Genomic DNA, 22156 nt, shown 5'->3' on the forward strand with positions numbered 1-22156 from the left:
AATTCGATCTTAAAACGTTAGCGCCGGCTGAAACGTCAAAACGAGGGCGAAAATCCCCTCGCCGGCGATCCCGAAAGGCTAGTCTTCCACCACGGTGACATCGGCGCGGCGGCTGGCACCAAGGACCAGACGGCCATTGGGAAGATCGTTTTCGTTAAGCTTTTCATCAGCGGCCGCGTCCGACAGACCGTAATGCCGCCAGCGATCCCGCAGGCGGCTTTCCAGCGTCGCATTGGAGGGCGCAATGAAGATGCTGAAGTCGAACAACTGCGCCAGGTCCGACCACGGTTTTTCAGCAAGAAGCAGGTAGTTGCCTTCCACAAGAATGAAACGATCCGAGGGCGAGACCGCACGGGCGCTGGCGATGGCAAGCTCCCGGCTGCGGTCGAAGACGGGAACCAGAACCTCAACATCCGCAACGCGAACGGCGGAAAGTACGTCCTTCAGGCCGCGCACGTCGAAGGTGTGCGGCGCGCCCTTGCGCGGCAGCCAGCCCCGTTCGATCAGGATGGCATTGTCCATATGGAAGCCATCCATGGGAAGGACCGCGGCTGTCTCGCCGCGCTCTCTCAAGGCTTGCTGTAGGCTTTCCGCAAGCGTCGACTTACCCGCGCCGGGCGGTCCCGCAATCGCCACCATGAAACGCGTGGCGGTGCCGACCTGCGCCAGCACCATCTCAGCCAGTTGGCTGGCGTCGGGCGTCACGCCGCCATCTCCGCCTCGGGCGCCGGCTTGGCGCCGGTCATGAAGGCGACGGCATCCGACATCGTGTAATCCTTGGGATTAACGACGCAGAGCCGTCGCCCTAGCCGATGGATATGGATCCGATCGGCCACCTCGAAGACATGGGGCATGTTGTGCGAAATCAGGACAATCGGCAGTCCGCGGGAGCGGACGTCGAGGATCAGTTCGAGCACGCGGCGGCTTTCCTTGACGCCGAGCGCAGCGGTGGGCTCGTCCAGGATGATGACCTTGGAGCCGAAGGCCGCCGCCCGGGCGACGGCGACGCCCTGGCGCTGGCCACCCGAGAGGGTTTCCACCGCCTGGTTGATGTTCTGGATCGTCATCAGGCCAAGCTCGGAGAGCTTGTCGCGGGCGAATTTTTCCATCGCCGGACGGTCCAGCTTGCGCAGCAGGCTGCCCATGAGACCCGGCTTTCGCAGTTCACGACCTAGGAACATGTTGTCGGCGATCGACAAGGCCGGCGACAGGGCGAGGTTCTGGTAGACCGTCTCGATGCCGGCCTTGCGGGCCTCGATCGGCGAGCGGAAGCTTACCGGTTTGCCCTCCAGCCGGATCTCGCCCTCGTCGGGATTGACCGCTCCGGATATCGCCTTGATCAGCGAGGATTTGCCCGCGCCGTTGTCGCCGATCACAGCGAGGATCTCGCCGGGATAGAGGTCGAAATCGGCATTGTCGAGCGCCGTGACGCGGCCGTAGCGCTTGACGAGGCCACGGGCGGTGAGAATGGGTTCGCGAACCATTAGCCTGCCACCTTTCTGATCCACTGGTCGATTGCGACGGCGGCGATGATCAACACGCCGATCAAGAGATATGTCCATTGGGGGTCCGTGCCGATGAGGCGCAGGCCAAGCTGGAAGACGCCGACGATCAGCGCGCCGAACAGCATGCCGAGAATGGAGCCGCGGCCACCGAAGAGCGAAATGCCGCCGATCACCACCGCCGTGATGGATTCGATGTTGGCGAACTGGCCTGCCGTCGGGGAAACCGAGCCGATGCGGCCGATCAGTGCCCAGCCGGCCAACGCACAGATGAGGCCTGAGAGCGTATAGACCGAGATCAGCATGCGGCTGACATTGACACCCGCCAGTTCCGCCGCATCGGGATCGTCGCCCACGGCATAGACGTGGCGACCCCAGGCCGTGTGGTTCAGCACGTACCAGAGCACCAGCACCAGCACCACCATGACGATAACGCCATAGGTGAAGACCGCGCCGCCGAAGCGGATATTGTTGCCGAAGAACTGCAAGAGCGGAGCCGTCGCGCCGATATCCTGGCTGCGGATGGTCTCGTTGGCCGAATAGAGGAAGTTTGAGGCGAGCACGATCTGCCACATGCCGAGCGTGACGATGAAGGGCGGCAGCTTCATGCGCGAGACGAGCAGGCCATTGATGAAGCCGCAGAACGCCCCGACGCCGAGACCGCAGAGCACTGCCAGTTCTGCCGGCAGGCCGTAGCGGAACACGAACTGGCCCATGACCACCGACGACAGCACCATGATGGCGCCAACCGAAAGATCGATGCCGGCGGTGAGGATGACCAGCGTCTGCGCAGCGCCGACGATGCCGACGATCGCCACCTGCTGCAGGATCAGCGTGAGCGTGAAGGCGGAAAAGAACTTGCTGCCGAGGATCGCTCCGAATACCGCCAGCGACAGGACCAGCACGATCAGGGCGACGGCTGCCGGGCTGGAATGCAGGAAATGCTGAAACTTCTGGATTGCCGTCTTATCGTTGGTATCAAAGGACGCGACCTGGGTGGCGCTGCCAGACAGCACCTTTTCATAGTCGTTAAAGGGTTGCTTGGTAGTTTGCGGCTCACTCATGTGTTCCTCCCGACGGCCTCTCCCCAAGCCGAAGGCGAATCATACCCCATGGATGAGGCGATCTCCATCGCTAACGCGCGCCATGGGCCGCGACTGGGAAAGGAACCGTGCCACCTGATGAAAGGGCGGCCGAAGCCGCCCCCGTTGATCACATTGGAATGGCGCGGGATCAGCCCCAGCACTTGTCCTTGCCGACCTTGGTGTCGATGGACTCCACACCCGCAGCCGGCTTGTCGGTGACGAGCGATACGCCGGTGTCGAAGAAGTTCTTGCCGGCCGTGGCGGCGGGCTTCGTGCCGGTATCGGCGAACTTCTTGATCGCTTCGATGCCAAGGGCCGCCATCATCAGCGGATACTGCTGCGAGGTGGCGCCGATGATGCCTTCGGCAACGTTCTGGATACCTGGGCAGCCGCCATCGACGGACACGATCAGCACGTCCTTCTCGCGGCCCACGGCCTTCAGCGCTTCATAGGCCCCGGCAGCGGCAGGCTCGTTGATGGTGTGCACGACGTTGATGGTCGGGTCCTTCTGCAGGAGGTTTTCCATGGCGGTGCGGCCGCCTTCCTCATTGCCGTTGGTGATGTCGTGACCGACGATGCGCGGATCCTTTTCATCGCCGATCTTGCTGATGTCGGCCACATCGATGCCAAAGCCCTTCATGAAGCCCTGGTTGCGCAGCACGTCGACCGAAGGCTGCGAGGGGGTGAGGTTCAGGAAGGCGATCTTGGCGTCCTTGGCCTTGTCGCCGAGGGTGGCGGCAGCCCATTTGCCGATCAGCTCGCCGGCCAGAAGGTTGTCGGTGGCGAAGGTCTGGTCAGCGGAGTCGATCGGCTCCAGAGGCGTGTCGAGTGCGATCACCAGCAGACCGGCATCTCGCGCCTTCTTGACGGAGGGCACGATGCCCTTGGTGTCGGATGCGGTCAGCAGAATGCCCTTGGCGCCATCTGCAATGCAGGTCTCGATGGCGGCAACCTGGCTTTCGCTATCGCCGTCGATCTTGCCGGCATAGCTCTTCAGGGTGACGCCGAGTTCCTTGGCCTTGGCGGTCGCGCCTTCCTTCATCTTGACGAAAAAGGGGTTGGTGTCGGTCTTGGTGATGAGGCAGGCGGAGACATCCGCGGCGCTGGCCGGAGCGCTGAATGCGACGCCCAAAGCGAGAGCGGCCAAGGATGCGGTCAATACGGTCTTTCTCATGCTTTCCTCCCAGGAAAATGTGCTGTGGCCCTGCCGGCCGTCATCACGCGCAACCTGCTGGCGCCCTCCCTCCGAGATGGACGCCGTCGCCGTGACGACCAATTAAAAACAACAGGCCGAACCGAAAGTCAATAACTAAATCCATTTGATTTATTAATCGAGATTCGGCATGCTTGCGGCTCATGGGAGGACGGGCTACATGCAACAAGGTCGTGAACGACCGCGCCCGGAGGATGACAGATCATGGCGGCAGGAGGCCACGCCACACCAGGACAGAACCCGCAGCCCCCGCTGGCCGTAGCCGGTGGCGGCGCAAACCAGATCCGTGTTCGTGCGCATAACGAACGGCTGGTGCTCTCCCTGGTGCGCCAGCATGATGGGCTCTCCAAGGCTGACCTCGCCCGTCGAACAGGGCTTTCGGCGCAGACGGTGTCCGTCATCATGCGGGCCCTGGAAAAGGATAGCCTCTTGATCCGCGGGGAACCGGTGCGCGGACGCGTCGGCCAACCCTCGGTGCCGATGCATCTCAATCCGGATGCCGTTTTCTCCTTCGGTGTGAAGATCGGGCGCCGCAGCGCAGACCTGATCCTGATGGACTTCGTCGGCAGTATCCGGCTGAAACTGCACCGGACCTATCGTTATCCCATGCCGGAAGCGATCATCGAATTCGTCATTGAGGGCGTCGCGACGCTCGAGGAGCAGTTGAGCGCCGAGCAACGCGGTCGCATCGCCGGTATTGGCATCGCCGCGCCCTTCGAGCTGTGGAACTGGGCCGACGAAGTGGGCGCGCCCGCGGGCGAGATGGAAGCCTGGCGCGGCTTCGACCTTCAGGCGGAAATCGCCGCGCGCGTGTCCCATCCGGTCTATCTGCAGAACGACGCCACCAGCGCTTGCGGCGCCGAACTGGTTTTCGGCATCGGCCCCCGCTATCCGGATTTCGTCTATTTCTATGTCGGCTCCTTCGTCGGCGGCGGCATCGTGCTGAATTCCTCGATCTTCGTCGGACGCACGGGCACGGCCGGCGCCCTGGGCTCGCTGCCCGTGCGCGACAAGACCGGCCAGAACCGGCAGTTGCTGGAGATTGCCTCGATCTTTGTTTTGGAAAACCTGCTCCTGGAGCGCGGCATCGATCCGCAGCCGCTATGGTATTCGGCAGATGACTGGGTCGATCTTGGCGAGGCCATGGACCTCTGGATCCGCGAAAGCGCCGATGCGCTGGCGCAGGCCATCGTGTCGTCGGCCTCGATCATCGATTTTGCCGCCGCGATCATCGATGGCGGATTCCCGGCCTGGGTGCGGGCCCGCATCGTCGCTGCGACCCGCGACGCCGTGGCCAAGCTCGACCTGCAGGGCGTCCTGATGCCCGATATCGTCGAGGGCCAGGTCGGCGCACAAGCGCGGGCCATCGGCGGCGCCAGCCTTCCGATCTTTGCTCGCTACCTCATCGATCACAGCGTGCTTTTCAAGGAGATAGACAATGTTGAAGGGACTTGACCCTCTGCTCGGCCCCGAACTCCTGGCCACGCTGCGGGCCATGGGCCATGGGGACGAAATCGCCGTGGTCGATGGAAACTATCCGGGCCTGGAGCACGCAAGGCGATTGATCCGCATGGACGGGCATCACCTGATCCCGGTGCTCGATGCGATCCTGAGCGTGCTGCCGATCGATGATTTCGTGCCGGAGGCGCTGTTCCGCTCGACCGTAGGGGGAGATCCGCTCAAGCGGGACCCGGTCCATGACGAGATGATCGCCTGTTGCGCACGCCACGAGCCGGACCGCAAGGTCGTGCCCCTGGTCGGCGCGCAATTCTACGACCGGGTGAAGGCCGCGCATACCATCGTTCAGACAGCCGAGCCCCGGCTCTATGCCAACATGATCCTGCGCAAGGGCGTGATCTATCCGGCTTCGTGACATCGTCGCGTGCCGGATTGGCTACTGCTCCAGCGCCTTTGAAATGCGGCGCGAGAGTTCGGCGGGGTTTTTGAGCACGATGGCCCTGGAGGTGCGCTCCACAAGCGCATCCCTGCTAAGGCGGGACATTTCGCGAGACACGGTCTCGCGGCTCGCGCCGATCAATTCCGCCAAGTCGGCATGGACCATCGGCGGTGAAATGATGCGTTCGCGCGTGGTCTCGCTACGGGCCCGCGACAGCCGCAGCAAGGCGTTGTAAAGCCGATGCTTTGTGTCGAGGAAGGTCAGTTCCGACAGACGCTCGTTGGTCTGGCGCAGCCGGTGCGCCAATAGCTGCATCAGCGCCATGCAGACATCGAAATTCTGCTTCATGATGTCGTGGAAGACCGTGCCCGGCAGCACGACGACGGACGCATCGGTGACCGCCATCAGATTGGCGGACCGGGTCAGCCCATCGATCGCCGCGACTTCACCGATGACATCGCCGCGGCGGAAGGTGCCGAGAATGGCTTCCTTGCCGACGGCATAGCGCAGCACAGCGCGAAGTTCGCCGCTCTGAACGACGAATACCTCTGTCGTCGGCTCTTCATAGTCCACCAGCGCCTCTCCGGCACTGATCGACCTCACCCGGCAACGATCCAGCCACTGCCGCTCGTCGGCGGGCGACAGGCTGGCGAAAATAGATGTCACACGAAGCGAAGGTGTCGTCTGCGGGCCGGACGGCAAGCTCACATCACCAGTCAAAACACTTTCCCGTCTTTCGGACCCGTTAAACAGCGCAGACGCATGCCGTCCCGGCTCGCCAGGACGAGATGCATATCCTGCGATACTTCTCCGAAATTCGTACATTTGCAAGTGCTTGAATTGGTGGAACCGCGTGCTTGCAAGAAAATGTTAACGCTAACTGTTTTTCCGCCCGGCAATGGCGCCAGCCGATGGTCCCCAGACATCGGTGAGAGCAAATCCATCCGCCAACGGGTCGAAAGGATCGAGGGATACCTGGTGCAGGCCGTAGGTAAAGCCGCGTCCGCTGATCGTCGGGATGACGGCCGGGCGTCCGGCGACCTCGGTGACGGCCGAAAGGCCGACCTCGAACTGCGAGCCGATGATGGAGCGGGACTTGAAGACATCGCCAACCCTAACCTTGCCCCGGGCATGAAGGGCGGCAAGATTGGCCGAATTGCCGGTACCGCAGGGGGAACGATCGACGCGTCCCGGCCACATGGTCGTGCAGGTGCGCACTGCCCCATCGGGATCTACATCCCGGAACATCACATAGGCGATGCCCGAAATCGCGGGGATCAGCGGATGCACCACCGGCATGGCCTCATTGATCGCCTGCTTGAGTTTCATGCCGGCCTCGACCAGCTGGCGGGCGTTTTCTGGTGCAATGGTGGTTCCCAAGGCGGAGACATCCACAAGGGCATAAAAGACGCCGCCGAAGCAGAGGTCGAAGGTGACGCGGCCCCAATCCGGCATATCGATCACCTGATCGAGCGCATGGACGAAGGAGGGCACCATGGTCAGCCGCACGCTTTCGCACCGGCCATCACAGCAGGTGGCGACGGCCTTCACCAGGCCTGCCGCGGTGTCGAGGGTGACCACGGTTTCCGGTTCATGCATCTCGACGATGCCGCTTTCGAGCAGAGCCGTGGTGACGCAGATCGAGTTTGAACCGGAACTCGCATGGGCCTGGTCCGGCTGCAGGATGACGAAGCCGGCATCGGCCGCCGGATTTTTCGCCGGCAGCAGCAGGTTGACCGAACCGATTGGCGCCCCACGCGGTTCGAGCACCAGAAAGCGCCGGAGTTCCTCGCCTTTCGGGTCGGTGTTGAGCCAGTGGAGTTGGTCAGCGATGCTGTCGCCTGGGATCTTCGGTACGCCGCCGATCGCGACCTTGCCGATCTCACCTTCGCAGTGCACGTCCAGCAACTGCATCGTGCGCTTCCATCTCATCGTCACCCTCCTGATCTGCCCGGCCAGTTATCGCCATTTTTTCTCTGCTGTGATATATCACATCGAGGTGGCTGCCTATGGCTTTCTTCACAGATCCAGCGAACGCGCGTCAGCCACCGCCCAGTTGTTGGGTGGTCCAATCGATGATCTGCTTGGTTTTCATGGCGCCGGAAATGCGGGCGATCTCGCGCCCATCCTGATAAAGCAGCATGGTGGGAATGCCGCGAATGCCCAACCGACCCGCAACATCAGGCTCATTTTCGGAGTTGAGCTTGACCAGGCGCACGGCCGGCTCCAGCCGTTGCGCCGCCTCGGCAAAGGCCGGGGCCATCATGCGGCATGGCCCGCACCACGGCGCCCAGACATCGACCAGCACGGGAATTCCGCTGCGGCCTGTCTGTTTCTGGAACATGGCGGCATTGGCCTCTACGGGATGGCCTTCAAACAAGGGCTGCTTGCACAGGCCGCATTTTGCCGCCTCAGTAGGTCGGCCTGCCTTCAACCGGTTGACGCCCGCACAATGCGGGCAGACGATCTCGCGATCCTTTTCCATATCATTCATCTCCAATGGGAGCGCCTTCACGCAACTCCAGCCTTTGCTTGACAATATATTCGCTATGACGTAGATACGCAAGAATGAACATAGATCCGGAAACCATGCAGGGCGCGGCCGACGATGCGAGCGAGTTGCTGAAAGCACTCGCCAATCGCCATCGTCTTCTCATTCTCTGCCAGCTTGTGGATGGCGAGCGTTCGGTTGGCCAGCTGGCCGAGTTCCTTGGCATTCGCGATTCCACCGTGTCGCAGCACTTGGCGCTTCTCAGGCGGGACCGGATCATAGCCGGGCGGCGGGATGGGCAGACGATCTGGTACAGGATCGACAGCGAGCCGGCGCTGAAAGTCATCACGGCGCTCTACAACGCCTATTGCGCGGCCTGAGACGAAACCTCGCCCCTCCCCGGCCTTGATCATCCCTCCGCTCTCGGGTCATCCTGCGAATCGCTGCCACCACGGCATTGGCGATTGCGGGCCGGGGGCCAGACGGGGGAAGAAGATGAAGCGGATTCTGATGACGGGCGCCACCGGTTTTCTCGGGGGATGGCTGACCGGGCATTTCCTGCAGCAGGGGCATGAGGTGCATGTGGTGCGAAATCCCGGCGCCTCGATCCGCAAGGATACCCGCTCCCAATATGACCTGTTGGACCTGGGCCGCCGGTGCACCGAACACCGGATCGACCTGATGAACCAACAGGCCGTTGCGCAGACGGTCGCCGCGGCCGCTCCTGATGTCATCGTCCACATGGCGGCCATCGGCGATGTCGGCATCTGCGCCCGCAACCCCACGCTCGCCTTCAACACAAGCGCGCTTTCCACCCTGAACCTCCTGGAGGCGCTGCGAACCGGCCGGCCGGACACGCTGTTCCTCTCCCACACCACGGACAAGGTCTATAGCGGAAATCCCACGCCATTTACCGAGGACATGCATCTGCGGCCAAGCCACATCTACGAGGCGGCCAAGATCGCGCAGGAAAACCTGACGACCGTCTATGCCGAGCAATATGGGCTGAAGACCATCACCATCCGCTGCGGCAACTATTTCGGCGGCTACGACTTCAATTTCGACCGGATCATTCCCTATGTGATCCGCCAGAACCTGACGGGCGGTCCGGTCGAGCTGCGCTCAAACGGCAAGTTCACCAGGGACTTCCTCTATATCGAGGATGCCGTGCTGGTGAACGATCTGCTCATCGAGAAGCATTTTGCAGGACACTTCGACGCCTATGGCGAAGCCTTCAACTTCTCGCTTGAGGTCAAGCTCAGCGTGCTGGAACTGGTGGAGACCCTCTGCCGGCTGATGGGGCATAAGCCCGACGTCATCATCAACGACCAGGCGAAGTCCGAAATTCCCGACATGCAGCTTGATTGCAGCAAGGCGAGACGCGTGCTGGGCTGGCAGCCCCGCTTCACCCTGGAAGAGGGCCTGAAGCGCAGCATATCGGCCTATACCGATTACTTTGCTGCGGCGGCCTGAGAAGGCAGCACTCTTATCCGGGAAGCATGGTGCCGCGTTCCCTGAGCGCCTGATGCCAGCTCAGCGCCTGTTCGATGAGATGCGGCGTGTGGCCTCCCCTAGCGACGGCGCGCTGATAATAGTCCAGCAAGGCATCGCGATAGCTGGGGTGGGCGCAGTTGGCGATGACCAGAGGCGCGCGCTCGCGCGGGGCAAGGCCACGCAGATCCGCCAAGCCGTTTTGCGTAACCAGGATATCCACGTCATGTTCGGTGTGGTCGACATGGCTGACCATGGGCACGACGCTGGAGATGATGCCGCCCTTGGCGACGGATTTCGACACGAAGATCGACAGATAGGCATTTCGGGCGAAATCGCCTGAACCGCCGATGCCGTTCATCATCTGCGTGCCGCCGACATGGGTAGAGTTCACATTGCCATAGAGGTCGAATTCAAGCGCCGTGTTGATGCAGATGAGGCCGAGCCGCCGGATGACCTCGGGATGGTTGCTGATCTCCTGCGGGCGCAGGATGAGCTTCTGCTTGTATTCGGCAAGCCGCGGCAGGATGCGGGCATACATGTCGCTCGACAGCGTGATCGAAGAGCCGGAGGCAAAGGTCAGCTTGCCGGCATCCAGAAGTTCAAATGTCGAATCCTGCAGCACCTCGGAATACATTTTCAGATCGTGAAACGGCGTATCCAGGAAGCCATGCAGCACGGCATTGGCGATGGTGCCGATGCCGGCCTGCAGCGGCTGCAGATCATTGCCCATCCGCCCCTTGCGCACCTCTTGCGCCAGGAACTCCGTCAGGTGGCCCGCGATGGCGCGGGTATCGTCGTCGGGCTGGTCGATATTGGCCGAACTGTCGTGCTTCTCCGAAACGACGATGCCGACGATCTTTTCCGGCGGGATGGGAATGAACGGAAGACCCACGCGACTTTCGGGCGTCACCACCGGGATTGGCATGCGCGCCGGGCGTTGGGTGGGAATGAAGATATCATGCAGCCCTTCCAGCGTGGTCGGCTGGGAAAGGTTCAGTTCCACGATGACCTTATCGGCCAGGATGGCGAAGCTTGCGGAATTGCCGACCGACGTGGTGGGCACGATGCCGCCATGCTCGGTGATGGCCACGGCCTCGACAACGGCGATGTCAACCGGCCCGATCTGACCGGTGCGCAACTGCTCCACGGTCTCGGAAAGATGCTGGTCGATGAACATCACCTCGCCGGCATTGATGGCCTTGCGCAGGCCGGGATCAGACTGGAACGGCAGCCTGCGCGCGAGCACATGGCTTTCCGCGAGGATCTTGTCGATGTCATTGCCGAGCGACGCGCCGGTCATCAGCGTGATCTTCATGGGATGACGGCGGGCCCGGTCCGCCAGCGCAAGCGGCACAGCCTTGGCCTCGCCCGAGCGCGTGAACCCGCTCATGCCGACGGTCATTCCGTCCTGAATCATGGCCGCCGCTTCGTCCGCCGTGATGATACGGTCAACGAGCGGCCGGCAGCGAATACGGTCACGCAACATGAAATTTCCCCCGACCCAGGTCGATCAATAACTGTTCCAGCGCATGGCGCCGGCTATGCAGTGTTCAATGAAGCAATGGGGCGGCGGGGGCCTTGATATCTGTCAAGAAACCAAACATGCCAGATGTGCGCCAAACGCATAGCGAAATAGCAGCATATGTCGGTGTGTGGGGAATTGACTTGGCGCGTACGACTTCAAGCGGAAGAAAAATGGCGCACCCGAAGAGATTCGAACTCCTGACCCCCAGATTCGTAGTCTGGTGCTCTATCCAGCTGAGCTACGGGTGCGTGCCGTGCCGGTCGTTTCCGGCGGCGTGGCGATCCTCTAAATCGTCCGCCGCGCGAATGCAAGCGAATTTCGAAGGAAAAATGTCATTTAACTGAAATTGTTTCGACAAGGTATTGAAATGGCTTTCATATTTCCGATCACGCCCGCACGCGCCAATCCTCGATGGAAACCGGCCGATCGGGAATTTCGATGCGGAACAGCGTGCCTGGCCCCGGTTTTTCCACCAGCGCGATGGTGCCGCCATGAGCAAGCACCAGTTCTCTGGCGATCGCAAGGCCAAGCCCGGTGCCACCCGAACGGACGGAACCGCGGAAGGCGGCAAACAGGTTTTCCCGGGCCTTGCGCGGCATCCCAGGACCGGTGTCGTCGATAGCGATCATCACGACGCTGCCGATGCGCTGGGCGCTCAAGGTGATGCGACGCGGCAGTGCCGGATCCTCGGGCTGGTGGTTCAGCAGGGCCTGATGGGCATTGCGGCAGATGTTATGCACGATGCGGAACAGTTGTTCGCTGTCGGCATCGACCTCGACATCCGCGGCGATCGACTCGATAAACTCTATGCCGCTTTCGCTGTCGATCGCGAGGATGTCGCGCACCTCCTGGGTCAGGTCGCAAAGCGGAAAACGACGACGGCGCGGTTCGGCTTCCGACGCCTGACCGTAGGCAAGGACCTCGCTCGTGTAGCCAACGGCGCGGTCAATGGTGCGCAGGAGTTTTGGCGCAAAGCTCTTGACCAGGGGATCGTCGACATCGACGAGTCGGTCGGACATGAGCTGTGCCGAGGCCAGGATGTTGCGCATGTCGTGATTGATCTTGGAGACCGCAAGGCCGAGATCGGCGAGGTTCTTCTGCTGCTTCAGCGTTTTCTGCAACTGCTCCTGCATGGCCGCGAGATGTCGGCCTGCAACGGCAAGCTCATCGACGCCACGCGTTGGCACGAGAATGCGCGATGGATCCTCAGGCTTCTCGGCAAAGGCCTGCATGCTGCGCGTGAGCGTCCTGACGGGCCGTATCATCATGCGATTGATGGCCAGGAAGATCAGGCCGGCCGTGATCAGCGAGATGATGAAGGACAGGATGAAGACATTGCGGGAATAGACCAGCATGGCCGCGCGCAGGCTCTTTTCGGACATGACGAGCTCAATCACCATGTCGCTTTCGCCGATCGGACCGTAGACCCTGAGAATGCGGTCGCCGCCCAAAAGCAGCGCGTCAAGCGCGTCGTGGATGGCAGACAGCGGCTCGACAGAGGTGAGGTCGAAGGTCTCGTCGACCTCTGGCGGCATGCCGACCACGGCCAGCAGCCGCGACGTGCCATCCTTGCGCAGCACGATGGCCTTGGTGCCGGTGGCCACAAGCGCATCGTCCTGCACGGCCCGGGGCAGTTCGATCGGTTGGAGGCCGTCGATGACCACGCTTGCCGCCGCGGCGGTGTTCAGCCTGTCCCGCAGCCAGTTCAGCCGCATATTGGCCACAGAGGGCACGAAGATCAGAACCTCCGCCGCCATGACAAAGATGATCGTCAGCCAAAGGAGCTTGCCGGAAAGGCCGCGAAACAGATGAGGCATCGCCCTGGAATGGCTGCTCGCGTCGGTCTTGTCGGCCGGATCAGATGCGTCTGTCAAAACTCTTCATCCCGTGCCGCCTGCGCACGAAACCGGTGGACCTATCCATCCAAACCGGCCGGCGGCGGCGCTATAATAGCTTATGGGCCACTGTTTTCCAATCTGCGCTGCGTGTCCCCTTAAACGCGAAAATGCCGCGGCTGGATCACCGCGGCATCAGTATGCAAGAGGCAGGCAGAAGGGACCTTAGAATTCTTCCCAGTTCGCGCCGGCGGCGGCCGGAGCCATGGCCATCGCGGCACCGCCACCCGAGAAGGCGCGTGCCACGGCACCCAGGCGTTCACGCGCGGGAGAACGGGCCGGAGCAGCCGCGGGGGTCGCAAGAGCCGGGCGGCCGGCAGCGAGACGCTCGGTGCTATCACCAACCTTGAAGTGCGACACCAGGGCGGCCAGGCTATCGGCTTCCTGCGACAGCTTGTGGGTCGCAGCCGAGGTTTCCTCGACCATGGCGGCGTTCTGCTGGGTCACCTGGTCCATCTGGTTGACGGCCTTGTTGACTTCATTCAGACCCGTCGACTGCTCACCCGCTGCTGTAGCGATGGAGTGGATGTGGTCGTTGATCTTCAAGACGCGGGTTTCGATCTCCGACAGGGCGGCACCAGTGCGCTGAACCAGCGTCACTCCGCCCTCGACCTCAACGCCGGACTTCGTGATCAGTGCCTTGATGTCCTTCGCGGCATTGGCAGAGCGTTGCGCAAGTTCGCGCACTTCCTGGGCGACGACGGCGAAGCCCTTGCCGGCTTCACCGGCGCGCGCAGCCTCGACACCGGCATTAAGCGCCAGAAGGTTCGTCTGGAAGGCGATTTCGTCGATCACGTTGATGATCTGCGAGATTTCGCGCGAGGCCTGCTCGATGCGGCCCATGGCATCGACCGCTTCGCGGACGACCACGCCGGACTGGGCAGCACTCTGCTTGGCCTCGGTCACCATCTGGCTGGCTTCCTTGGCGCGGGTGGTGGAGTTGGTCACCACGACGGTGATCTGGTCCAGGGCTGCCGAGGTCTGTTCCAGCGCTGCGGCCTGCTGCTCGGTGCGGCGCGACAGGTCGTTACTTGAAACGGAAAGCTCGTTGCTGCTGCCGTTGATCGAGTGGGTCTTCTGCAGGATGTCCTTCATGACATGGCGGAGGCGATCGAAGCTGCTGTTCACATTGGTCTGCAGTTCGGCGAAGGCGCCGCGGAACTCGCCGCGCATATCCTGCGTCAGGTCACCGGCAGCAAGGGCTGCCACGACGCGCCGGGTCTCGGAGATGCCGGCGTCCACGGATGACAGGAGCTCGTTGATATTGCCGGCGAAGCGGTCGAGGTTGGCGTCGTTGTACTGCTTTTCGATACGGCGGCTGAAATCGCCCGCAGCGGCGGAGGCAACGACGACGGACATGCTGGACTGCAGATCGTCGCTCTTGGCGCGCATCGCATTTTCCTGCGCGTTCAGGCGGTTGACGGCAAGGCCGTTCTGCTTGAACACTTCGACCGCAGCGGCCATGTCGCCGATTTCGTCCTTGCGGCCGGCATAGGGTACGTCAGTCTCGAAGTCGCCATCAGCAACCCGCTTCATCGCACCGGTCAGGCGCAGGATCGGGCGGCTCAGCTCGTTGACGCCGATATACATGCCGAGACTCGTGCCGACGGCGATGGCAAGCACGGTTGCACCCGAGATCAAGATCAGCATCATGGTCTGGAATTCAGCAAGCGACTCCTTGAGCGCCGCCAGTTCGGCCTTGTCCTGCTCGACTACGGCATCGATTTCGGCCTGGAACGCCTTGCGGTTCGCGCGGTTGCCTTCGTTATTGCCCTGTTCGTTTGCAGCGGCCGGGCTGACTTCGGATCCCAGCCGAACCGTTTCCGACCGGAACTTGCGGAATTCAGCCGAGCGTGCGGTCATGGCATCGAAAGCTGCGGTCTGAGAGGCCGGAACCTGCGGCTTCCATTTGGCGATAACCGCGTCCATGGAGTCCAGGCTCTTCATCAGGCCTTCGCCAAACTTCTTGGCATCTTCGGTGGTCTTGGACGCGTAGATGCCACGGGCATCCATGACGACCGCCGTGACCATGCGGTTAAGTCGCTCGCCATTATAGGCGCGCTCGGAGGCCGTCAGGAGGTCCTGCGTCTTGGCATCATATTGCGTTACCACGTAGAGACCCATGGCGCCGATGATCACGGCGGCCGATCCGAGGATCGCCACGAGCGAATAGATTTTGCCGCTTATCTTCACTTTCTGATGCCTTCCGTAGAGCCAAGGCAAAGCGCACCGGGCCCGAATAGATCGTTCAATTCGGCTACTTTAGCATTCAAGTGTTAATGGTTCATTTTTGGACACGTGGGGGCAATTGACGCCATTTTGCAGCAATCTTTACACCAAATCGCGCAAAAATCGGCAACTTATGAGGGTTAAAGCGGGATTTTTCAGCTTTGGCGACGTGATTTTGAGAAAAACCGACCAAGATTGGCCGGAGCGAATATGTTAATTCCCAATCACAAGAAGTCGCAGCCATCCCCGCACGCCACCCCATGTGCAAGCGGGAATTGACTCGGGAAACCATCATCCGTATAAGCCGCGCACGTCCGGAACCGCCCACGTCGCGTGCGTGGCGGTTTTCCGTGCGATTAATCCAACGCTCTTGCTTTTAAAGCAAACCCAAGAAGGGCCGCACACCGCGGTATTAAATAAATGAAGCGTACGTATCAGCCTTCCAAGCTTGTTCGCAAGCGCCGCCACGGTTTCCGTGCGCGTCTCGCCACCAAGGGTGGCCGCAAGGTTCTTTCTGCTCGCCGCGCCCGCGGCCGCAAGCGTCTGTCGGCCTAAGGCCGGCTTGCCCGATGAGAGACACGGGCGAATGACGTCTGACCACAAAAAGACTGTCGGGCGGCTCAAAAGCCGGCCGCAGTTTCTTGCCGTTCGAAACGGCGAGAAAAGGAAGGGGAAATATTTCCTTCTGGAGGTGCTGGACCGCAAGGCACCATCGGAGCCCCCCCGCACCGGTTTCACGGTGACGAAGAAGCATGGTAACGCGGTTGAACGCAATCGCATGCGCCGACGGCTAAAAGAAGCGGTGCGGCTTTCAGCGGGATTTGCAATGCGGCCGGGACATGACTATGTGATCGTCGCTCGCCGAGAGGTCCTGTCAGCGCCGTTTGCGCAGCTTGCCGCCCAACTGGCCGAGCGTATAGATGCCCGGTCCAAACCCGAGCGGTCCAATGCGGCCCGTTCCAGGAAAACATGATGGAAAATAACCGCAATTATTTCATCGCGATTGCGCTATCGGTGCTGATCGTCCTCGGCTGGCAGTTCTTCTACATGAACCCGCGTATCGAGGCACAGCGCCAGGCCGCGGAGCAGGCGCAGATGGAAGCCGAAGCGCAGAAGGCTGCGAATCCGCAGGCAGCCGCACCCGCTGCTACGGCAGGCGCCGTCAACGGCACGCTACCGGGCCAGTCCCAGGCCAGCGCCCAGGCAAGCCGCGCGGACGCCATCACAAAGTCGCAGCGCGTGACCATCGATACCCCTGCCCTGCTCGGCTCCATCAATCTGACGGGCGCGCGCCTCGACGATCTCAAGCTCAAGGGCTACCACGAGACCGTGGATGACTCGAGCCCGATGATCACGCTGTTCAACCCGGCCGAAACGGCCGATGGCTATTTCACGGAAGTCGCCTTCATCGCGGGTGAAGGCTCCGGCACTGTGCCGGGACCGCAGACCGTTTGGACCCTGGCCGAGGGTGAGAAGCTCACCAATACCACCCCGGTCACGCTGACCTACACCAACGAAGCCGGCATCACGTTCTCCCGCAAGATCTCGGTCGATGACCGCTACATGTTCACGGTCGAGGACACGATTTCCAACGGCGGCACCGCCAACGCGACGATTGCGCCCTATGGTCGCATCACCCGCTACAACAAGCCGACCACCGCATCGATCTACGTTCTTCACGAAGGCTTCCTCGGCGTTGTCGGCAGCGATAACGGCCTGATCGAGGAAAGCTACAAGAGCATCGAGGGTGAAAACGTTGCCAATCCCAAGGCAACGGGCGGCTGGCTCGGCATAACGGACAAGTACTGGGCGGCCGCGCTCGTGCCGCCGCAGGCTGTCGCCTATGAATCGCGCTTCTCGCATTTCACCGATGGCCAGCCGCGTTTCCAGGCCGACTACAAGAACGATCCGGTTGCCATCGCGCCGGGTCAGTCCTCGACGCTCAAGACGCTGGTCTTCGCCGGCGCCAAGGAAGTGCCCGTCGTCGACAGCTATGAGGCTGCGCTCAGCATTCCCAAGTTCGACCTGCTGATCGACTGGGGCTGGTTCTATTTCATCACCAAGCCGATGTTTAAGATGATGGACTATTTCTATCGTCTCGTCGGCAATTTCGGTGTGGCGATCCTCATCACCACCATCGTCGTCAAGGCGCTGTTCTTCCCGCTCGCCAGCAAGCAATATGCATCGATGGCGAATATGAAGCGCGTCCAGCCGAAGATGGAAGAGCTCAAGGTCAAGCATGGCGATGACCGCATGGCGCTTCAGCAGGCGATGATGGCGCTCTACAAGGAAGAGAAGATCAATCCGGTCGCGGGTTGCTGGCCTGTTCTGTTGCAGATCCCGGTGTTCTTCGCGCTCTACAAGGTCATCTACGTGACCATCGAAATGCGGCATGCGCCGTTCTTCGGCTGGATCCAGGACTTGTCAGCGCCAGATCCGACCACCTTCATCAATCTGTTCGGCCTGCTGCCTTTCGAAGGTCCTGCCTTCCTGCATCTCGGTGTCTGGCCGATCATCATGGGCATCACCATGTTCCTGCAGATGCGCATGAACCCGACGCCGCCGGATCCGACCCAAGCGATGCTGTTCACCTGGATGCCCGTGCTGTTCACCTTCATGCTGGCGAGCTTCCCAGCCGGCCTGGTCATCTACTGGGCCTGGAACAACACGCTGTCCATCATTCAGCAGGCCTTCATCATGAAGCGCCACGGGGTGAAGGTCGAGTTGTTCGACAATCTCAAGGGCCTGTTCCGGCGAAAACCGGCAGCGACCAAGTAACGCGATCAAGGCCCGGGACATCCCGGGCCTTTTTCGTTTGAGGGGATCGATATCTGGGACAAGCGGGCAGACATTGCCGCGGCGGTCCGAAACCGCTAGCACTCGCTCTCAAGGGAATCCGAAGCGGGAGGCTTACGGATCCAAGCAATAAAATTCGGAGTGGTTGAGCATGGCGACGCAGACCCTGAACAAGGGACCGGCCCCATCGCGTGCGAAAGGCGATCTTGCCGGCATTGCGCTGGTGCTCGGCTCCGCGATCGCCTGGAGCTTCGGCGGCGCCATTGCCCGCTTCCTTGACGTGGGCGACAGCTGGACCATCGTGTTCTGGCGGTGTCTGTTTGCCGGGCTCTTTCTGCTATGCTTTCTGTTGATCCGCGATGGACCAAAGACATCGCTGCGCCTGTTCCGCGACATGGGTTGGCCGGGCCTGACGGTCGCTTTCGGCTTTGCCACCGCCTCGACCTGCTTCATCATCGCCATCGGCTATACGACGGTTGCCAATGTCGTGCTTTTGCAGGCGGGCGTGCCGCTGTTTGCGGCCTTGATTTCCTGGATCGTGTTCCGGGAGCCGGTATCGGCCTTTACCTGGGTGGCCATCGCCGCGGTTATCGCCGGCGTTGCCATCATGGTGTCGGGCTCGCTGCAGGGGGATATCTCGCCGATCGGCAATGGGCTCGCCTTGATGATTGCTGTGGTATTTGCGGTGACGACCGTGGTCACGCGCCGCTATCCGCATGTGCGCATGACACCGGCTGCGGCGCTTGGTAGCTTCATTGCCGCTGCCATTGCCGCAAGCCAAGCCAGTGCGTTTTCAGTGTCCGCCCAGGACTTCGGGCTGCTGTTCATCTTCGGCGCGCTCAATCTGGGGCTGGGCATGGCCATGTTCGTGACTGGGGCACGGCTGATCCCCGCCGCGCTTGCGGCCCTCCTGGGGACGGTCGAGACGATGCTCGGGCCACTCTGGGTTGCGCTGCTGCATGACGAGATCCCGGACGCAGCCACGATGATCGGCGGCGGCGTTATTCTGCTGGCGCTCCTTGCTTATCTCATCGCCGATATGCGCCGCCAGGCCACCGCGCAGCCCAAGGTGCTGCCACCGACCATTTGATCTATTGGAAGGGGCCTTGGCGGTCCCGGACATGCCTATCCAGCCAGTGGCCCTTGACATCCGGTTGTAAAACCCGGATTTGCGGCTTCGATCATAAAAAGAGGCCTTTGCCATGACGACATCAGATGCAGGCGGGAAGCGCTCTCTCTTCGGCAATCCCTGGATTTTCATCCGTGGCGTGCCGGCCATGAAATTCCTGCCGCCGGAGGGGCCGCTGGAAGTGGCCTTCGCCGGGCGCTCGAATGTCGGGAAGTCGTCGCTGATCAATGCGTTGGTGGGCCACAAGGGGCTGGCACGCACCTCCAACACGCCGGGGCGCACACAAGAGCTCAATTACTTCGTACCGGAAGGCTATTCCGGCGAGGGCGACGACCTGCCGCCCATGGCGCTGGTGGACATGCCGGGCTATGGCTATGCCAAGGCGCCGAAGGACCAGGTGGATGCCTGGACCAAGCTGGTCTTCGATTATCTAAGGGGTCGCGCCACGCTGAAGCGCGTTTACGTGCTGATCGACGCTCGCCACGGGCTGAAGAAGAACGATGACGAGGTGCTCGATCTCCTGGACAAGGCGGCCGTTTCCTACCAGATCGTGCTGACCAAGACGGACAAGATCAAGGAAGCCGGCATACCGGGACTGGTCGAAGAGACATTGCAGAAGATCCGCAAGCGGCCGGCGGCCTTTCCGGAAGTGTTGAGCACCTCATCGGAAAAAGGCTCCGGCCTGGAAGAGCTTCGTCAGGCGATCGCCGAGACTGTGGGGCACGTGGCCTGATTGGCTCGACGCGGGGCGGATCCGCGTCCAGACCGGAGAGGGGCAGCCCGGACCCAAGCTGAACCTTTGACAGCCCGAGCGACCTGAAAGACTTACATCTTGGGCAGAAGCACCTTGTCGATGACGTGGATCACGCCGTTCGACTGCTTGACGTCAGCGATGGTGACCGTGGCAACCCCGCCGTTTTCATCCGTCAGGGTGATCTTGTCGCCATCCATCTTGGCCTGCAGCGTGCAGCCGCCGACGGTCTTCACCGCATGGGTGCCCTTGTCATCGGCGATCATCTTGCCAATGGCATCCGACATGGCGTTGGCGGCAACCACATGGCAGGTCAGCACCTTGGTCAGCTGATCCTTGTTTTCCGGCTTGAGCAGCGTGTCGACAGTGCCGGCAGGCAGGGCTTCAAACGCGGCATTGGTCGGCGCGAAGACGGTGAACGGGCCGGCACCCTGCAGCGTTTCGACCAGGCCGGCAGCCTTGACGGCAGCAACCAGCGTGGTGTGGTCCTTCGAGTTCATCGCGTTTTCAACGATGTTCTTGTCTTCGAACATGGCAGCACCACCAACTTCCGGGTTGGCAGCATGCGCCGTGACGGCACCGGCGGTGAGCACCGTTGCAATGGCGAGCAGGCGGAGTGTGGACTTGATCATCTCTGAATTCCTCTTCCTCTGTTTCGAACCTAGGACCCGCGACCGCTGAATGGGCCGCCCCGGGTTGTTCGTGTTCCGCATCATCGGGAACATGAGAGAAGACGAGGCGTTGAAAACTTAAGTTTCAGAGACCTGGCATTTTTATCAAAAAAATCGATATCTACTTGATAAAAATGAATAAAAATACGCGCACTAGAAGCAGGCGCTAGAAATGCGCCTCACCGACTGCGAGAATTGGACCGGTTGCCTTGCCTGTTGGCGAGCCGCCGAACGGCTCAAGGCTGACAGCGAGAACGACGCCCGCGGCAAACTGTCGGCGTCTTTCCGCGGGTATCGAGATTTCCCCCTCGCCCGTCTGCGGCAGGACGCCAAGGGATAGCGGTTCCTTCTCACCTTCGATCAGCCAGAGTTCCAGGGAATGCTGTGCCCTCTCTCCGGTCGCGACAGGCGTGACCCGAAGCCGGCCGGAGGCATCGTCATAGCGGGCGACCAGGCTGATGGAATTGTCCTTGCCGGCCATTTCCGCGACCAGAGGCGGGCGGGGAATATTGCCGAATTCCACAAGCTCGTCACCCACCACGAACACAAGGGCTGCGAGGCTTGCAACGGCCACGCTGCGCCAGACAGCAACCGATGACCACAGGAAGGCCCAGAGGCCGGTGCGGGTCGTTTCGCGGGCTTCGTCGCCGTGAATTCTGGTCTCGATTTTCGACAGGAGATGCGCCGGGGGCATCTGCGCCTGATAATCGTCATCAAAGTGGGATAGGTTCTCTTCCCAGCGACGGACGATGGCGGCAAAATTCCGGTCGCGGCGCATGCGCTCTTCGACCGCGCGCCTAGCCTTTGCATCGAGGACGCCGACCACGTATTCGCCGGCGAGCACTTCGTCGTGCGAGCGATCTCCCTGGCTCTTGTCTGGCGTCGTCATTGGTCCAAGCACTCTCTCAATTTCAGCAGACTGCGGCGCAACCAGGTGCGCATGGTGTTCAGGGGCACATCGAATCGATCGGCCAGTTCCTGATAGCTTACCCCTTCGACATAGGCGAAGCGCACTGCCTGAGCCCTGTCAGATTCCAACTGTTCCATACAACTGTCAATGCGCTTTCCTTCACTGACGAGGATGGCATTCTGCTCTGGATTGATCTCAAGCGCCGGCAATTCTTCCGCCTCGTCGAGCTCTGCGCCAACTGGCTGACGAACGCGGAGCCGGTCTATGCAATGGTGCCGCGTAATGGCGCAAATCCAAGCGATGCCGCTATTGCCGGCGGCGGCAAAACTATCGGCACGGTTCCAGATTCGCACGAACACCTCCTGCAAGGCGTCCTCGGCCTCGGTCCTATCCTTCAAGATACGAAGGCAGATGCCAAAAAGTTTCGGGCTGGCGATCTTGTAGAGGGCGGCAAAGCCTGCGCGGTCCTTCAATGCCACGCGGGCCAGCAGCGGGGCCACCTCATCGATATGCATGGGTCCTAGGCCTCCTCCGCATGGTCCAAGCTTACATAGGGTAACGCCGGGCA

The 22156-nt window shown here is 61.4% G+C and carries 22 protein-coding genes and 1 tRNA gene; 9 read left to right on the forward strand and 14 right to left on the reverse strand.

The features are described from left to right. Positions 1–78: 78 nt before the first annotated feature. The 4 genes from B9A97_RS18950 to B9A97_RS18965 all read right to left on the reverse strand — a co-directional run bounded on the left by B9A97_RS18950 (position 79) and on the right by B9A97_RS18965 (position 3761). Positions 79–705, reverse strand: a complete 627-nt coding sequence (locus B9A97_RS18950) for a nucleoside triphosphate hydrolase (protein WP_084367092.1) — start codon at positions 703–705, stop codon at positions 79–81. Further along, positions 702–1484, reverse strand: a complete 783-nt coding sequence (locus tag B9A97_RS18955; RefSeq protein WP_084367094.1) for an ATP-binding cassette domain-containing protein — start codon at positions 1482–1484, stop codon at positions 702–704. The genes B9A97_RS18950 and B9A97_RS18955 overlap by 4 nt, the downstream gene beginning before the upstream one ends. After that, a complete protein-coding gene (locus B9A97_RS18960) occupies positions 1484–2566 on the reverse strand; it encodes an ABC transporter permease (RefSeq protein WP_084367096.1) in 1083 nt (360 codons plus the stop codon). The genes B9A97_RS18955 and B9A97_RS18960 overlap by 1 nt, the downstream gene beginning before the upstream one ends. 169 nt (positions 2567–2735) lie before the next feature. Continuing rightward, a complete protein-coding gene (locus tag B9A97_RS18965) occupies positions 2736–3761 on the reverse strand; it encodes a sugar ABC transporter substrate-binding protein (protein WP_084367098.1) in 1026 nt (341 codons plus the stop codon). 243 nt (positions 3762–4004) lie between these two features. Here B9A97_RS18965 and B9A97_RS18970 point away from each other — a divergent pair, with 243 nt between their 5' ends. Together B9A97_RS18970 and B9A97_RS18975 are read left to right on the forward strand one after the other, a co-directional pair. Beyond that, positions 4005–5255, forward strand: a complete 1251-nt coding sequence (locus B9A97_RS18970; RefSeq protein WP_084367100.1) for an ROK family transcriptional regulator — start codon at positions 4005–4007, stop codon at positions 5253–5255. Continuing rightward, positions 5239–5673 (forward strand): RbsD/FucU family protein, encoded by a 435-nt coding sequence (locus tag B9A97_RS18975; protein ID WP_084367102.1) that lies wholly within the window; start codon positions 5239–5241, stop codon positions 5671–5673. The genes B9A97_RS18970 and B9A97_RS18975 overlap by 17 nt, the downstream gene beginning before the upstream one ends. Before the next feature lie 21 nt (positions 5674–5694). Here the strand turns inward: B9A97_RS18975 and B9A97_RS18980 are convergent, their stop codons facing one another. The 3 genes from B9A97_RS18980 to trxC all read right to left on the reverse strand — a co-directional run bounded on the left by B9A97_RS18980 (position 5695) and on the right by trxC (position 8182). Continuing rightward, a complete protein-coding gene (locus tag B9A97_RS18980) occupies positions 5695–6363 on the reverse strand; it encodes a Crp/Fnr family transcriptional regulator (RefSeq protein ID WP_244564290.1) in 669 nt (222 codons plus the stop codon). Positions 6364–6573: 210 nt separating this feature from the next. Further along, a complete protein-coding gene (locus B9A97_RS18985; RefSeq protein WP_084367106.1) occupies positions 6574–7629 on the reverse strand; it encodes a proline racemase family protein in 1056 nt (351 codons plus the stop codon). Positions 7630–7738: 109 nt separating this feature from the next. Beyond that, complete coding sequence (gene trxC / locus B9A97_RS18990; protein WP_084367108.1) at positions 7739–8182, reverse strand: thioredoxin TrxC; 444 nt, start codon at positions 8180–8182, stop codon at positions 7739–7741. Between the two features lie 83 nt (positions 8183–8265). On the opposite strand from trxC, the gene B9A97_RS18995 reads away from it, so the two are divergent. Both B9A97_RS18995 and B9A97_RS19000 read left to right on the forward strand, forming a co-directional pair. Beyond that, positions 8266–8568, forward strand: a complete 303-nt coding sequence (locus B9A97_RS18995) for an ArsR/SmtB family transcription factor (RefSeq protein ID WP_084367110.1) — start codon at positions 8266–8268, stop codon at positions 8566–8568. A 115-nt stretch (positions 8569–8683) separates the two neighbouring features. Further along, positions 8684–9661 (forward strand): NAD-dependent epimerase/dehydratase family protein, encoded by a 978-nt coding sequence (locus tag B9A97_RS19000; RefSeq protein ID WP_084367112.1) that lies wholly within the window; start codon positions 8684–8686, stop codon positions 9659–9661. Between the two features lie 13 nt (positions 9662–9674). Here B9A97_RS19000 and B9A97_RS19005 read toward each other — a convergent pair whose 3' ends face one another. From B9A97_RS19005 to B9A97_RS19020, 4 genes are all read right to left on the reverse strand, one after another. After that, a complete protein-coding gene (locus B9A97_RS19005) occupies positions 9675–11168 on the reverse strand; it encodes an acetyl-CoA hydrolase/transferase family protein (protein ID WP_084367114.1) in 1494 nt (497 codons plus the stop codon). A gap of 210 nt (positions 11169–11378) precedes the next feature. Continuing rightward, positions 11379–11455 (reverse strand) — tRNA-Arg (locus B9A97_RS19010). Between the two features lie 138 nt (positions 11456–11593). After that, positions 11594–13024: a sensor histidine kinase gene (locus B9A97_RS19015; protein ID WP_084367361.1), complete on the reverse strand. Its 1431-nt coding sequence runs from the start codon at positions 13022–13024 to the stop codon at positions 11594–11596. 243 nt (positions 13025–13267) lie between these two features. After that, entirely contained in the window at positions 13268–15295 is a 2028-nt protein-coding gene (locus tag B9A97_RS19020) for a methyl-accepting chemotaxis protein (RefSeq protein ID WP_084367116.1), read from the reverse strand. Positions 15296–15751: 456 nt separating this feature from the next. On the opposite strand from B9A97_RS19020, the gene rpmH reads away from it, so the two are divergent. The 5 genes from rpmH to yihA all read left to right on the forward strand — a co-directional run bounded on the left by rpmH (position 15752) and on the right by yihA (position 19989). Beyond that, positions 15752–15886, forward strand: coding sequence for a 50S ribosomal protein L34 (gene rpmH / locus B9A97_RS19025; protein ID WP_084367118.1), 135 nt, complete (start codon positions 15752–15754; stop codon positions 15884–15886). 31 nt (positions 15887–15917) lie between these two features. Next, on the forward strand, positions 15918–16304 hold the full coding sequence (gene rnpA, locus B9A97_RS19030) for a ribonuclease P protein component (RefSeq protein ID WP_084367120.1): 387 nt from the start codon (positions 15918–15920) through the stop codon (positions 16302–16304). Continuing rightward, on the forward strand, positions 16304–18109 hold the full coding sequence (yidC, locus tag B9A97_RS19035) for a membrane protein insertase YidC (RefSeq protein ID WP_084367122.1): 1806 nt from the start codon (positions 16304–16306) through the stop codon (positions 18107–18109). The genes rnpA and yidC overlap by 1 nt, the downstream gene beginning before the upstream one ends. 169 nt (positions 18110–18278) lie before the next feature. Next, complete coding sequence (locus tag B9A97_RS19040; RefSeq protein ID WP_084367124.1) at positions 18279–19217, forward strand: DMT family transporter; 939 nt, start codon at positions 18279–18281, stop codon at positions 19215–19217. A 112-nt stretch (positions 19218–19329) separates the two neighbouring features. Further along, positions 19330–19989 carry a ribosome biogenesis GTP-binding protein YihA/YsxC gene (gene yihA / locus B9A97_RS19045; RefSeq protein ID WP_084367126.1) on the forward strand — a complete coding sequence of 220 codons (660 nt, stop codon included), beginning with the start codon at positions 19330–19332 and terminating at the stop codon, positions 19987–19989. Between the two features lie 92 nt (positions 19990–20081). On the opposite strand, the gene B9A97_RS19050 is transcribed toward yihA, so the two are convergent. From B9A97_RS19050 to B9A97_RS19060, 3 genes are all read right to left on the reverse strand, one after another. Next, complete coding sequence (locus B9A97_RS19050; protein WP_084367128.1) at positions 20082–20639, reverse strand: fasciclin domain-containing protein; 558 nt, start codon at positions 20637–20639, stop codon at positions 20082–20084. Between the two features lie 205 nt (positions 20640–20844). Beyond that, positions 20845–21567 (reverse strand): anti-sigma factor, encoded by a 723-nt coding sequence (locus tag B9A97_RS19055; protein WP_084367131.1) that lies wholly within the window; start codon positions 21565–21567, stop codon positions 20845–20847. After that, entirely contained in the window at positions 21564–22103 is a 540-nt protein-coding gene (locus B9A97_RS19060; RefSeq protein WP_084367133.1) for a sigma-70 family RNA polymerase sigma factor, read from the reverse strand. The genes B9A97_RS19055 and B9A97_RS19060 overlap by 4 nt, the downstream gene beginning before the upstream one ends. Between the last annotated feature and the right edge of the window lie 53 nt (positions 22104–22156).

Source organism: Rhizobium sp. RU36D (genome assembly GCF_900176345.1).
GTDB lineage: Bacteria > Pseudomonadota > Alphaproteobacteria > Rhizobiales > Rhizobiaceae > Allorhizobium.